We start from the raw sequence: 13248 nt of genomic DNA, 5'->3' as shown, positions 1-13248 counted from the left end.
CCGGGCACCGGCCCTACGGTCTCGGACCATGACTTCGATGTCGCCGGGCGCCAGCCGGTCGTAGAGCCGCCACGGGCGAGCCGGTCCCGTGCAATGGTCAGGAACAAGTTCGCCTGTGGGCTCGGAGTCATCGGCCGGAGTCCCGCCGCGCCCGGATACGGCCGGTTCGGCCGCCGGGGCGGCCAATACGGCCGAAAGGCGCGAAACCAGGGACCTGACCTGCGGCGACGGGTTCAGATACGCCGCCACAACGTGCACAGTCAGAATCCCAGGTCATCACCCGATGGCCTGGGATTCTTGCTTTCACCGTGCGCCGAGATCTCGGCGCCCGCAGCCGTGCTCGGTCACCGTTTGCGGCAGCCGTCCCAGCCGTCGGGGCTAATCCGGCCCCACGCGACGCGGGAGGTGTGCAGGAGCGCGCCGATCGTGTCGACGCCGTGCTCCCGCTGCTCGGCCACGAGGACCCCGGCGGCGGCCCGGGCGTCGGCTTCGGCCCTGTGGTGGTCGCTCAGTGAGACTCCGGCCAGCTCCGCGATGCGGGGCAGCGTGTAGGAGCGGAGGCCTTTCCAAGTCCGCCTTGCGATCACGACCGTGCAGGCGTAGCGGAGTTCCGGCCAAGGCAGGCCGTCGGCGCTGTTCGCCTCGCGGATCACTCCGGTGTCGAACGCCGCGTTGTGGGCCACCAGCGGGGATCCGTCGATGAACTCGCTCATTTGGGCCCAGACCTTGCGCCACGGCGGTGCACCGGCCACTTGGGACTCGGTGATGCCGTGAATACCGACATTGCGGGGTTCGAACCACGAGTATCGTTCCGGCGGCTTGATGAGCGTCTCGAAGACCTCTTCGACCTTGCCGTCCGTGACGCGCACCATCGCCACCGAGCATGGGCTCGCGCGGTGCGCGTTCGCGGTCTCGAAGTCGATCGCCACCCATGAGTCCATCGGCGTCCTCTGGTCGGAGCATCCAGTTCGTACGCTGGCTCCGGTCAGGCTATCGAACCCGTCCGCGTCGAACGTCCCGGACAGGCCCCGCGGCCCGAGGGTGGGGCCTTTCTGTATGTTCATCCTCTCTCTCACGTCTTCGAGCACCTCGGCGGGAAGATCGCTCGAGTCGACCGCGTTAGGCTCGGAGGAGAGGGAGCAGACCCAACCTGAGACGACTGTGGGGAAACGTCAAGACGATGAGCGAAGAGCAGAAGAAGCCGCAGCCCGACGAGTACCAGGAGCACGAGTCCGACGACGAACTCCTCATCGTCGACGCCGAAGGCAACCCCATCTCGGCCGACGAGGCGCGGAAGCAGCTGGAGGCGGCCGCCGACGGGGTCACTGAAACCGACCCGTCCAAGCTGGTCGCCGAGCCCGCCAAGGTCATGCGCGTGGGCTCCATGATCAAGCAGCTCCTTGAGGAGGTGCGCGCCGCCGACCTCGACGACAAGGGCCGCCAGCGCCTGGCCGACATCCACGCCCGCTCCATCGCCGAACTCGAATCGGGACTGGCCCCGGAGCTGCGCGACGAGCTCGAACGCCTCTCGCTGCCGTTCAGCGCCGACGAGATCCCGACCGAAGCCGAGCTGCGCATCGCGCAGGCCCAGCTCGTCGGCTGGCTCGAAGGTCTCTTCCACGGGATCCAGGCCGCGCTTGTGGCGCAACAGATGGCAGCCCGTCTCCAGCTCGACCAGATGCGTTCGGGCGACATGCGGGCACTGCCCGCCGGCGCCGGTGGCGACCTCCCACCCCAGTTGAGGGCGGTAATGGCGGAACGCGCCGCGCGCGGTGACGATCACGATCACCATCCCGGCCAGTACCTGTAGCCGCCCCATATGCCATAGACTCACCGTGCCCGGATCCTTCCCGCCGGCCGGCGTGAGACCACTGGAGAGCTGAACACGGTGCTGTACAAGACGCTGCAATGGACGGCCGCCCCGACGATCAAACTCGTCTGGCGGCCGTGGATCGACGGCAGGGAGAACATCCCCGAGACCGGTCCGGTCATCCTGGCGTCCAATCACCTCTCCGTGGCCGACCACTACTTCCTCGGCCTGACCACGAAGCGGCACATCGCGACCATGGCGAAGATCGAGTACTTCACCGGCGCGGGCGTCAAGGGCAAGCTCATCTCCAAGACGGTCAAGGCGCTCGGCCAGGTCGCCGTCGACCGCTCCGGCGGCCGCAAGAGCGCGGCCTCGCTGGAGCCGTCCATGAAGGTCCTCGAAAAGGGCCGGGTGTTCGCGATCTTCCCCGAGGGCACGCGCTCTCCCGACGGTCGCCTCTACCGCGGCAAGCCCGGCGTCGCCCGCCTCGCGCTGGCCACGGGCGCACCGGTCGTCCCGGTGGGCATGATCGGGACCGAGAAGGTCCTGCCGATCGGCGAGTCGCGTCCGCGCGTGGCGCCTGTGGGCGTGCGCATCGGCAAGCTCCTCGACTTCAGCCGCTACGAGGGCATGGAGAACGACCGGGTCATCATCCGGGCGGTCACCGACGAGATCATGGATTCGATCCGGCAGCTCACCGGCCAGGAGTACGTCGACAAGTACGCCAAGCGCGACCGGTCCGGTAAGGAAGAGTCGGACTAGGGCGCCCTAGTTCTCCGAGGTCGCCGGGGGCGACAGTTCGGTCGAGGGTGTCTCGGTGGCCGGAGTGGTCGGCGTCTGTCCGCCGGTCTCGGGTGCGCCGTTGTCGCCGGTCGGCAGGTCCGATTCCTCGAGGATCGTGATGCCGTAGACGGTGACCGGCTGGGGCGGTGCGCCGTCGTAGGCGATCGTATCGGGCAGGGCCGCGATGGCGTCGAGCACTTCGTAGCCGTCGATGATCCCGCCGATGATGCTGACCCCGGCGGTCGGGACGGCTTCGCCGCGGATGAGCGTGAAGGCGCTGCCGGCTCTGCCGCTCTCGTCGGTGACGAGCGCGAGGACGTCCTGGACGTCGACGCCTTCCATCCCGACCTCTGTCTGGTAGCGCCAGCCGGGGCCGAACGACTCGGTCGCCTCGGGTTCGGCGCCGGGGCTGCCGCAGTGCAGGATCGCGGTGGGCATGACCTCCTGCGTGGTGAGCCGGTCGCAGTCGTGGTTCGAGTAGTACCCGGCCCCAGCGAGGTGCAGGAAGGCCTCGACGCCGCAGGGGGCGACGTCGCCCCACAGCATGACGTCGAGACTGCCGTGGCTCGTCTCGATCGTGGCGATGGTGCGGTCGGCCGGCGTGCCGAGCCTCGGCGCGTCCACGGTCGGCTCGGCGTCGTCGGCCTCGGTGACGGTGCACCGCTCGAAGATGACGTCGCCGGCCACGCTGTCTTCAACGCCGGTGTCGCGGAAGGCGAGCCAGGAGACGCCGACGATCGATCCGACGGTGAGGATGAGTGCTCCGACGCCTGCCAGGCCGCGTTTCCAGCCGCCTCCGCGCTGCCACGGTGGCGTGCCGCCGAAGGGGTTGGCGGCTACTGGCTCGTGCTCGGTCTCGGCTCGGGTGCCGCTTGGCTCCATGCCTGTGAATCGTACGGGGCATCGTCACGGGCGAGATAGGCGTATCCCACACATATCAGTCCGTAAGAGATCGCAACGGCCGCAAGAGTCTTCGGTGCGTAGCCGTCGACGGGGACGACGAACGCGGCGGCGAACAGGCCCGCGAGGTACCCGACGTTGTAGATGGTGTCGTTGACGCTGAAGACGCGGCCGCGGTATTCGTCTTCGACGCCGCGCTGGATGCTCGTGTCGACGGTGATCTTGATGCCTTGCGAGGCGATGTTCACCAGCAGCACCGCGACTGCGAACATCACCGGCTGCATCGTCCCCGAGAGGGCGCCGATGACCACGGCGCACAACGACATGAGCACGACGACCCAGTTCTTCGGGCCCCACACGCGCGTCGCCCGGGGCGTGGCGACGGCCGCGGCGAGCACGCCTACGTTGCCGAGGACGGCGAGGACCAGCAGCCAGCTGATCGTGTTGCTCCCCTGCGGGTCGGACTCGACGTCCCAGAAGAAGCCCATGAACAGGGCGATCGCAACGATGAACACGATGCCGTACAGGAAGCGGTGGAAGCCCTGGACGGCCATGACGAGCGCGGGGCCGCGGCGCCGTCCCAGGTGCTTGAGGCCTTCGACCATGCCGGCCGTGGTCGCGGCGAGGCCCGCCCACAGGCCGCCGGAAGCGGTGGATTCGCAGTCGGGGCCGAGGTCGGCGGTCTTGAAGGCGGCTGAGGCGATGACGGCGGAGACGAGGTAGCCGCCTCCGGCGGCGAGCGCCAGCATCGAATAGGAGACGCCGGAGTCGAGGAGCCTGGCGATGCCGGTGGTGGCCAGGCCGAGGCCGTAGGCGAGCGCGCCGAGCGTCGAGGCGAGGGAGTTCGCGGTGACCAGCTCTGGCGGGTCGACGACGTGGGGGTGGGCGGCGCCGAGGCCGGCGAGGACGAAGCGGTTGGCGGCGAGGACCACCATGGCGCACACCACCCATGTCCAGTCCAGTCCGGTCTGGATGGTGAAGGCGATGATGACGACCAGGGCGGCGCGCAGGACGTTCGCGGCGCCGATGAGGTTGCGGCGGCTGAACCGGTCGAGGACGACGCCGACGTAGGGCCCGAGCAGTGAGTAGGGCCCGAGGAGGAGCGCGACGGCGGCGGCGTAGCGGAACGGGTCGCCGGCATCGCCGAGGGCGGGGTTGAAGAAGACGCTCAGAGCGAGGGACGCCTGGAACATCCCGTCCGCGGCCTGCGAAGTCAGGCGGACGGCCAGGAGCTTGCGGAACCCGCTGCTCGAGGCGAGGGTCCGGACGTGCCCGTCGGTGCGCATTGTCCGAGGATAACTCTGGGGACGCCGAAGGGAGACCCTCTTTTCGGTGCATGGAGGGCCTCCCTTCGGACGGTACGGCTACTTGCCTTCGATGAAGGCGTCCACCGAGAGGCGGGCCTCCTCGTCGGAGAACTGCTTCGGCGGCGACTTCATGAAGTAGCTCGACGCGCTGAGGACGGGGCCGCCCTCGCCGCGGTCCTTGGCGATCTTGGCGGCGCGGACGGCGTCGATGATGACGCCGGCCGAGTTCGGCGAGTCCCAGACTTCGAGCTTGAGCTCGGCGTTGAGCGGCACGTCGCCGAAGGTGGTGCCTTCGAGGCGGATGTAGGCCCACTTGCGGTCGGTCAGCCACGGCACGTGGTCCGACGGACCGATGTGGACGTCGGCGCCGCGCATCTCGTGCGGGATCTGCGAGGTGACCGACTGGGTCTTCGAGATCTTCTTCGAGACCAGGCGCGTGCGCTCCAGCATGTTCATGAAGTCCATGTTGCCGCCGAAGTTCAGCTGGTAGGTCCGGTCGAGGCGAACCCCGCGGTCCTCGAACAGCTTCGCCAGCACGCGGTGGACGATAGTGGCGCCGACCTGCGACTTGATGTCGTCTCCGACGATCGGCAGACCCGCGTCGACGAACTTCTGGGCCCACTCGGGGTCGGAAGCGATGAACACGGGCAAGGCGTTGACGAAGGCGCAGCCCGCGTCGATGGACGCCTGCGCGTAGAACTTCGCCGCTTCCTCGGAGCCCACCGGCAGGTAGCAGACGACGACGTCGGCCTGCGCGTCGCGGAGCGCCTGGGCCACGTCGACCGGCTGTTCGGACGACTCGGTCACCATCTCGTCGTAGTACTGCCCCAGGCCGTCGAGCGTCGGACCGCGCTGGACCGTCACACCGGTGAGCGGCACCTCGGCGAATTGAATCGTGTTGTTCTCCGAGGCGTTGATGGCGCTGGAGAGATCCTGCCCGACCTTCTTGGCGTCGACGTCGAACGCCGCCACGAACTCGATGTCGCGCACGTGGTAGTCGCCGAACTGCACATGCATGAGACCGGGGACCCGGTCCTCGACAGCGGCGTCGCGGTAGTACTCGACACCTTGGACGAGTGACGACGCACAGTTCCCTACGCCGACAATGGCCACGCGGAGATTACCCATCGCGCATGCCTCCTTCATCTTGTTTACTTTGTTCTTCATCCTCCGTGGCGGTCCAGGCGGACCGTCCCGGGTCGGCGAGCCGGTCGCCGAAGTCACTTCGCTGCGGGGCCTGGCTCTGCTCGGTGGCGATGAGCTCGTTGAGCCAGCGCACCTCGCGCTCGGCGGTCTCGAGTCCGTGCCGCTGCAGTTCGAGCCCGTAGGAGTCGAGCCGCTCGGCGGTGCGGGCGAGGGCCTCGCGGATACGTTCACGGCGCTCTTCGACCCTGCGGCGGCGGGCTTCGAGGATGCGGAGCCTCGTCGCCGGGTCGGTGCGGGAGAAGAACGCGAAATGCACCCCGAAGAGGGCCTCGTCGGCGGATTCGGGACCGGCCTCGGCCATGAGCTGCGCGAAGTGTTCCTTGCCCTCGGGTGTGAGCCGGTAGACCTTGCGGGCCCGGCGCCCGGTGAGCAGCGGCTTCTCGGCCGTTCCCTCGCCCGGGACCTCTTCGGCGATGAGTCCACGCTGACGCATGCGTTTGAGGGTGGGGTAGAGAGAGCCGTAACTGAAGGCCGCCCGGATCGCGCCCAAGAGGGAGAGCAGGCGTTTACGCAGCTCATATCCGTGCATGGGGGATTCGTGCAGGAGCCCCAGAATGGCCAGTTCGAGCATCGCTCCCCCTTTCCCTCTCGGCACCGGCGACGCTTGACAGAACATCGCGCGTCGATCTGACGCTGCGATGTATCGGAACGATACATCTGACAACACCATAGCCTCGTGCGCAAATCACGTCAACCTGGGCTTCGCGAGACTGTTCAGCCGGACACTCATCCGATAAGCTCGCTTGGATCAAGTGATCTAGCAGAGTTCTCTCAGATTCGGTGTGCGAAACTGCGAGACGACCGAGGCCACCAATTCGGCGATGAACGCGGCCAGACGCTTCGCACGGCCGTTCAACACCACCGGTGACGGCGGCCTCCGATCGAGAAACGCCGCTGCGACCGGGCACCCCACGCCGGAAGCGGACCCAGGCGAAGCCGACCTGAGGCTCGCGAGCGCCTGCGGCCATACCCTGGCCCCTCGGCAGATATGCGAGCCCCAAGCCGGTACAGCATCACGTGGATGGTTGAGCATGAGCGACTACGGTTATCGTCCGGCCCCGCCCCCGGAGGACGGACGTTCCTTCGGTGACGCCGAGCATTCGGGCGCAGCCCGCGGGAGCGCCTCCCCGGGCAACGCCGCGCACGGCAGTGCTCCCAGCAACCCACCGAACGGCAACGACTACGGATGGGGCGGCTCCGGGAGCCAACACCAGGGCACCGGGTCGTACGGCGGCAGCGCCGCGCCCCCGCCCAGGCCCGGCTCCTACGGCACGCCTGCCTCCGGCAGCGCCTCGGTCGGCCGCGCCTCGGGCAGCGCCTCAGTAGGCAGCGCGTCCGTGGGCGGCGGCTCCGGCAGGGCCTCCGTGGGCAGCGCCTCGGTCGGATCGGCGTCGGTCGGCTCCGCGTCGGTCGGATCGGCGTCGGTCGGATCGGCGTCGGTCGGATCGGCATCCGTCGGCTCCGCTTCAGTCGGCTCCGTATCGGTGGGCAGCGCCAGGCCGGTCAGCCCCGCCGGGCCCGGACGCACCAGCGTCGCCGGCAAGCGCCGCGCCGGTCCCGACCCGCTCGACGAGGACGAGCTCGCCGAGCAGAAGAAGCTGAAGAAGAAGCACCTGCGCCGCAAGGTCTACGCCGGCCTGATCGCCATGGGCGTCCTGTTCGTCGCCGCGGTCACCGTGGTCGGCGCCTGGTTCTTCCAGGAGGTCGAGCTCCCCGCCGACCTGCGCCGCGAAGGCGAGTCAAGCACCTTCCTCTACGCCGACGGCTCGACCGAGGCCGGCGGGTACGGCGACCAGCTCAGGAAGCTCGTCGACTCCCGAGACGAGATCCCCGACACCGTCATCGAAGCCCTCGTGTCCTTGGAGGACCGGAACTTCTACGAACATGGCGGAGTCGACTACAAGGGCACCATGCGCGCCCTGGTCAACAACGTCTCCGGCGGCGACACCCAGGGCGCCTCGACGATCACCCAGCAGTACGCCGGCATGGTCGCCGCGATCCGCGACGACATCTCTTATGGCCGCAAGGCCAAGGAGGCGGTCATGGCGATGAAGCTGGAGCAGCAGTACACCAAGGACCAGATCGTCACCCACTACCTCAACCTGGCCTACTTCGGCCGGGGCGCCAACGGCATCGCCGCGGCGGCCGAAGTGTACTTCGATACGCCGCTGATGGACCTCACCTACGAACAGGCCGCCTTCATCGTCATGCAGGTGAAGTCCCCCAACGGCGCCTACGACGAGTTCTACGGCGGCGACCCGACCGGCCGCTGGAACGACGCGATGAGCGCCTTGCTCAGCGAGGGCTACATCGACCAGGCGTACTACGACGCGGCAGAGGTGCCCGAGCCGATCTCCGACTTCGAGAACCGCGGCTCATGGGGCGGCGACACCGCTGTCGGCTTCATCGTCAACGAGCAGGACGGCTACGTCTTCGAAGAGCTCGAACGGCGCTACGGCATCACCAAGGAGATGCTCCGCGGCGCGGAGGGCAGCGGCGGCGAAGGCGGCTACCAGATCACTCTGACCCTCGACTCGGAGATCCAGAAGGCGCTCGAGCGGACGAACTCGCGCGGCGACCTCAAGGCCGAGACGAACGACGACGGAGAGTACGTCGACGACGAGGGGACCGTGGTCGACTCCGCCAGCCAGGCCGACAAGATCCTCACCAACGAGGGCTACTGGCAGTTCGAGAACACGAACGACGAGGCGGCGCTCAAGGAGTACGAGCCCTATATGACCAGCGCCCAGGTCGCCATCGATCCGGCGACCGGCGGCGTCGTCGGCTACTACGGCGGTGACGACGGCTTCGGCATCGACAAGGCCGGTCCCGAATCGCCCCACCCGCCCTCCTCGACGTTCAAGCTGATCACGGCCGCCACCGCCGTCCAGAACGACGCGTCCATCGAATCGTGGTGGGACGCCAGCTCGCCACGGAAGTTCGACTCCCTCACCGACGACGAGGGCGAGACCTGCATCGGCGGTGGCGAGTACCCGGACTGCACCCTGCGCAACGGCAGCGCCGTGAACTCCAATCTCGACATGACCCTCACCGAATCGGTGGTCAAGTCGAAGAACACCCCGATGTACGCCATCTCCGAGAAGTACGGGGCGTCGGAGATTCTCAGGTACGCCGACGACATGGGCCTGAACCAGATGAGCCAGACCCGGCAGCTCACCGACGAGTGCGGCGAGCAGCACGACCGCAGTATCGTCTACAAGTTCCACGACGACGCGACCTACACCATGCACGGCGAGGCCGTCGACGCCGACGGCGACTGGATCGTCGACAGCCGGGAGTTCATCGCCAAGGAGACGCCGCTCAAGCTCGACGGCAACAACCCCGTCCTCGACTGCGACGGCCGGTTCTACGCCGACGAAGACGGCGAAGCCGACAAGCGCGACATCGGCGGCAGCGGCAACACCGATCCGTTCTACAACCACCTCGCGTTCGGCCAGTACCCGACGAGCGTCCGGGACATGGCCGCGATGTACGCGACGATCGCCAACAACGGCGTCCACAACGAGACCCACTTCGTCGCCAAGGTCGAGGACCGCGAAGGCGAACCGGTCCCCGAGCAGAATCCGCTGAAGCAGAAGAAGGCCCTCGACGTGGAGACGGCCAGGGACCTCCAGTTCGTCGCGTCGACGATCGCCGGCGAGTCGTCCTTCGAGGAATTCAGCCGGCCCTACTTCGGCAAGACCGGTACCTGGGAGGCCAGCGGCAAGAACAAGGACGGCGAAGACTACCCCTCGAGCTACAACGCCCACGCCTGGTACGTCGGCGCGATCCCGCAGGTGAGCATCGCCACCTGGGTCGGCAACGCCACCAAAGAATCGGACCCGATCGCCGATCCCAACGGCGACAAGGCCAACGTGTACGGCTCGAACACCGCCTATCCGGTCTGGCACGCGGCCATGAACCGGATCCTCGAGAGCAAGCAGGGCGACGACGGCTGGGGCAGCCAGGAGTGGGAAGGCCCGATCAAAAAGGGCTCGCCGATCACCGAGGACATCGAGAACGCCGACGGCACGATCGACCCCGACAGCGCCTACTGCCAGAAGAACCCCGACGACACCAAGTGCGGTGTCGAGGAAGAAGAGGAAGAGGACGAGAACGAGTCCTGCGAACAGAACGGCAACGGCAACGGCAACCAGTGCGAGAGCACGGATCCGACCCAGCCCGGCGAGGAGACGCCCACCGATCCGGTTCCCGGCGAGGAGGAGCCGACCTGCAACGAACTGTGGCCCGACGACTGCGACGAGCCCACCGATCCCGGCGAAGAGGACGGAGGCACGGGCGGTGAGGAGACCACCGAACCGACGGGACCGGAGGACGGCGGATAACCGGCCTCGACCGTTAAGACACCCGACGGCGGCATGGGACACAATGAGTCCCATGCCGTCGTCGCGTTCACCCAAGGCCACCCCCGTGGCCCCCTCCCTCCAGGACCGCTTCGCGCGGTTCGCCTCGGGATTCATCGGCGGGCCGTCCGGAGGCCACGCCGTCGACCCCCCGCGCCGCCGATTCTGGACCCCGGTGCGCGTCATCCTCTTCACCGGCCTGGTGTTCTTCGCGATCTCCTGGCTCCAGAAATACCCGTGCGCAAGCGGCGGCTGGCTCGACTGGAGCCAGTACACCAACGCCTGCTACACCGACATCCGCGCGCTGTGGGGCGTCGAGCGCCTCAACGAGGGCGCGATCCCCTACCGCGACCACCCCGTCGAATATCCGGTCCTGACCGGCTGGTTCATGGGCGTGCTCGGCCAGATCGCCTACCGGATCGGCAATATCGTCGGCGCCGACGGCGGCACGATCTTCTACCACCTCAACGCGGTCACCCTGTTCGCCTGCGGCATCGCCGCCATCGCCGTCCTGTACGCGATCCGGGCGGACAATCGCCGCACCGACCTGAGCGACCGCGAAGTCGAGGGAACGCCGCCCGACAGGCTGAGCCGGCCATGGGACGCGATGATGCTGGCCGCGGCGCCGATCATGCTCGTGACCGCCACCGTCAACTGGGACCTGTTCGCCGTCGCGCTCGCCATGCCGTTCTTCCTCTACTGGCAACGCGGCCGGCCCGTCATGGCGGGCCTGTTCCTCGGCCTGGCCGTGGCCGCCAAGTTCTACGCGCTGCTGTTCGCCGGACCGCTGCTCATCCTCGCGCTTCGCCGGCGACGCCTGACGCCGGCGCTGGCCGCCGTGGCCACCGCCGCGGTCACCTGGGGCGTGATCAACGCGCCGGTCGCCGCCCTATGGCCCGAGTCGTGGCTGCGGTTCTTCGAGCTCAACTCCGAGCGGCCCGTCGACTGGGGCACCGGCTGGTACGTGCTGCGCGGCGTCACCGAATGGGACGCGCTGTGGGACCACGAGTTCGTCAACGACGCCTACCTGGTGCTGTTCGCCCTCGCGTGCGTCGGCATCGCCGCACTCGGCTACTTCGCGCAACGCGGCGCGCTGCCCGAAGAGGACGTCGTGCCGCGCCTGGCGCAGCTGTGCTTCCTCGTGGTGGCCGCATTCCTGCTGTTCGGGAAGGTCTGGTCGCAGCAGTACGTGCTGTGGCTCGTCCCGCTCGCCGTACTCGCCCGCCCGAAGTGGGGGATGTTCCTGGTGTGGCAGATCGCCGAGCTCGGCTACTTCGCCGCGTTCTACGGCAAGATGCTCCAAGTGTCGGCCGAGGACGGGCGCGGCATCCCCGAGTGGCTGTTCCTCACGGCCGCCACTGGACGCTGGGTCGCCGTCGCGGCGATGTGCGCGCTGGTGGTCTCGGAGATCCTCAATCCGCGTCTCGACGCGGTACGAGGCCTTCCCGCTCGGCCCAGTCACGAAGCTCGGCCTCTGCCTCCTCGCGAGGCAGAGGACCCCGCTCCAGCCTGAGCTCCTTGAGGTGCTTCCAGGCCTTCCCGACCTCCGGGCCCGGCCCCAGTCCCAGCAGCTCCATGATCGCGTTGCCGTCCAGATCGGGCCTGACGGCTCGCAGGTCCTCCTCTTCGCGGATCCGCGCGATCCGGTCCTCAAAGGCGTCGTAGTCGCGACGCAGACGCTCGGCCTTGCGGCGGTTGCGGGTCGTGCAGTCGGAGCGGACGAGCTTGTGAAGCCGCTCGAGTTCGCCTTCGGCGTCGGTGACGTAGCGGCGTACCGCCGAGTCCGTCCAGCCGGTCTCGGCGCCGCGCGCAGACCGCCCATCGGCGCTGTCTCCGTAGCCGTAGAACCGCAGGTGCAGCGAGATCAGCAGCGAAACAGCTTGAATGTCGGATTTGGGGAACTTCAACTCCCGCATGCGCTTTCGCGCCATGCGCGCGCCGACGACGTCGTGGTGGTGGAAGGTGACGTTGCCGCCTGGGGTGACGCCCTTGGTCTCGGGCTTGCCGATGTCGTGCAGGAGCGCCGCGAGCCGCAAGATGAGGTCGGGGCCGTCGTCTTCGAGGTCGATCGCGTTGCGCAGCACCTGGAGCGAGTGCTCGTAGACGTCCTTGTGCTGGGCGTGCTCGTCGATCTCCATGCGCAGCGCCCCGAGTTCGGGCAGGAACTGCTCGGCCAAGCCCGTGCTCACCAGGACACGGAGCCCGACGACGGGGTCGGGCGAGGACAGGAGCTTGACGAACTCCTCGCGGACGCGTTCGGGAGTGATGCGGGCGAGCTGCTCGGACATGCGGGTCATCGCCTCACGGGCACCCGGTTCGATGTCGAAGCCGAGCTGCGCGGCGAAGCGGGCGGCGCGCAGCATCCGCAGCGGGTCGTCGGCGAAGGACGACTCGGGGCTCGCCGGGGTTCGGATCGTGCGCCGCGCGAGGTCCCCGATCCCGCCGAACGGATCGGCGAAGACGTGCCCGGGGACGGAGACGGCCATCGCGTTGATGGTGAAGTCGCGGCGTTCCAGGTCGTCGACGAGGCTGTCGCCGTAGCGGACGATCGGGTTGCGGCTGACACGGTCGTAGGCGTCGGCGCGGAACGTCGTCACCTCGACCTGGTGGCCGCGGAACATGCCGCCGACGGTCCCGAAATCGGCGCCCGTGGTCCACACCGTGGAACACGACGCGCGCAGGAGGCGCTCGGTGTCCTCAGGGCGCGCGTCGGTGGTGAAATCGAGGTCGTTGGTCGTCCTGCGCAGGACGGCGTCTCGTACTGAGCCACCGACCAGGTGCAGCTCGAAACCGGCGTCGGAGAAGACCCGACCCAGCTCGTCGGCTACGGGCGGGACTGTGATTTGGTTACCGCTACTGTTGTCAGACATCGCCGGGC

At 68.1% G+C, this 13248-nt stretch carries 10 protein-coding genes; 4 read left to right on the top strand and 6 right to left on the bottom strand.

From position 1 onward, the window contains the following. Nucleotides 1-344: 344 nt before the first annotated feature. Nucleotides 345-941, bottom strand: a complete 597-nt coding sequence (locus L0U85_RS02320; RefSeq protein WP_241376028.1) for a 3'-5' exonuclease — start codon at nt 939-941, stop codon at nt 345-347. A 239-nt stretch (nt 942-1180) separates the two neighbouring features. On the opposite strand from L0U85_RS02320, the gene L0U85_RS02315 reads away from it, so the two are divergent. Both L0U85_RS02315 and L0U85_RS02310 read left to right on the top strand, forming a co-directional pair. After that, nucleotides 1181-1810, top strand: coding sequence for a bacterial proteasome activator family protein (locus L0U85_RS02315; protein ID WP_277605262.1), 630 nt, complete (start codon nt 1181-1183; stop codon nt 1808-1810). Between the two features lie 78 nt (nt 1811-1888). Continuing rightward, nucleotides 1889-2572 (top strand): lysophospholipid acyltransferase family protein, encoded by a 684-nt coding sequence (locus tag L0U85_RS02310; protein WP_241376027.1) that lies wholly within the window; start codon nt 1889-1891, stop codon nt 2570-2572. Nucleotides 2573-2578: 6 nt separating this feature from the next. Here the strand turns inward: L0U85_RS02310 and L0U85_RS02305 are convergent, their stop codons facing one another. From L0U85_RS02305 to L0U85_RS02290, 4 genes are all read right to left on the bottom strand, one after another. Then, nucleotides 2579-3475 carry a peptidylprolyl isomerase gene (locus tag L0U85_RS02305; RefSeq protein WP_241376026.1) on the bottom strand — a complete coding sequence of 299 codons (897 nt, stop codon included), beginning with the start codon at nt 3473-3475 and terminating at the stop codon, nt 2579-2581. Then, a complete protein-coding gene (locus tag L0U85_RS02300) occupies nt 3430-4779 on the bottom strand; it encodes an MFS transporter (RefSeq protein WP_241376025.1) in 1350 nt (449 codons plus the stop codon). The genes L0U85_RS02305 and L0U85_RS02300 overlap by 46 nt, the downstream gene beginning before the upstream one ends. 78 nt (nt 4780-4857) lie before the next feature. Next, on the bottom strand, nt 4858-5928 hold the full coding sequence (locus L0U85_RS02295) for an inositol-3-phosphate synthase (RefSeq protein ID WP_241376024.1): 1071 nt from the start codon (nt 5926-5928) through the stop codon (nt 4858-4860). After that, nucleotides 5921-6577 (bottom strand): PadR family transcriptional regulator, encoded by a 657-nt coding sequence (locus L0U85_RS02290; protein WP_241376023.1) that lies wholly within the window; start codon nt 6575-6577, stop codon nt 5921-5923. Before L0U85_RS02290 ends, L0U85_RS02295 begins: the two co-directional genes overlap by 8 nt. 460 nt (nt 6578-7037) lie before the next feature. Between L0U85_RS02290 and L0U85_RS02285 the strand changes: the two genes are divergently transcribed. Further along, a complete protein-coding gene (locus L0U85_RS02285) occupies nt 7038-10352 on the top strand; it encodes a transglycosylase domain-containing protein (RefSeq protein WP_241376022.1) in 3315 nt (1104 codons plus the stop codon). Between the two features lie 52 nt (nt 10353-10404). Continuing rightward, nucleotides 10405-11883 (top strand): glycosyltransferase 87 family protein, encoded by a 1479-nt coding sequence (locus L0U85_RS02280; RefSeq protein WP_241376021.1) that lies wholly within the window; start codon nt 10405-10407, stop codon nt 11881-11883. Here L0U85_RS02280 and L0U85_RS02275 read toward each other — a convergent pair. Beyond that, complete coding sequence (locus L0U85_RS02275; protein WP_241376020.1) at nt 11783-13240, bottom strand: CCA tRNA nucleotidyltransferase; 1458 nt, start codon at nt 13238-13240, stop codon at nt 11783-11785. The two genes, L0U85_RS02280 and L0U85_RS02275, sit on opposite strands and share 101 nt — an antisense overlap. Nucleotides 13241-13248 lie beyond the last annotated feature (8 nt).

This window comes from Glycomyces sp. L485 (assembly GCF_022548875.1).
Taxonomy (GTDB): domain Bacteria; phylum Actinomycetota; class Actinomycetes; order Mycobacteriales; family Micromonosporaceae; genus Glycomyces.
Note: the sequence above shows the minus strand (reverse complement) of the source record. Positions and strands in the feature narration are given on the sequence as shown.

What these genes read in the sequence shown, in the direction of transcription:
- L0U85_RS02300 (WP_241376025.1), bottom strand. Translation starts at nt 4,779, where the DNA reads ATGCGCACCGACGGGCACGTCCGGACCCTCGCCTCGAGCAGCGGGTTC.
- L0U85_RS02315 (WP_277605262.1), top strand. Translation starts at nt 1,181, where the DNA reads ATGAGCGAAGAGCAGAAGAAGCCGCAGCCCGACGAGTACCAGGAGCAC.
- L0U85_RS02275 (WP_241376020.1), bottom strand. Translation starts at nt 13,240, where the DNA reads ATGTCTGACAACAGTAGCGGTAACCAAATCACAGTCCCGCCCGTAGCC.
- L0U85_RS02285 (WP_241376022.1), top strand. Translation starts at nt 7,038, where the DNA reads ATGAGCGACTACGGTTATCGTCCGGCCCCGCCCCCGGAGGACGGACGT.
- L0U85_RS02305 (WP_241376026.1), bottom strand. Translation starts at nt 3,475, where the DNA reads ATGGAGCCAAGCGGCACCCGAGCCGAGACCGAGCACGAGCCAGTAGCC.
- L0U85_RS02290 (WP_241376023.1), bottom strand. Translation starts at nt 6,577, where the DNA reads ATGCTCGAACTGGCCATTCTGGGGCTCCTGCACGAATCCCCCATGCAC.
- L0U85_RS02320 (WP_241376028.1), bottom strand. Translation starts at nt 941, where the DNA reads ATGGACTCATGGGTGGCGATCGACTTCGAGACCGCGAACGCGCACCGC.
- L0U85_RS02295 (WP_241376024.1), bottom strand. Translation starts at nt 5,928, where the DNA reads ATGGGTAATCTCCGCGTGGCCATTGTCGGCGTAGGGAACTGTGCGTCG.
- L0U85_RS02280 (WP_241376021.1), top strand. Translation starts at nt 10,405, where the DNA reads ATGCCGTCGTCGCGTTCACCCAAGGCCACCCCCGTGGCCCCCTCCCTC.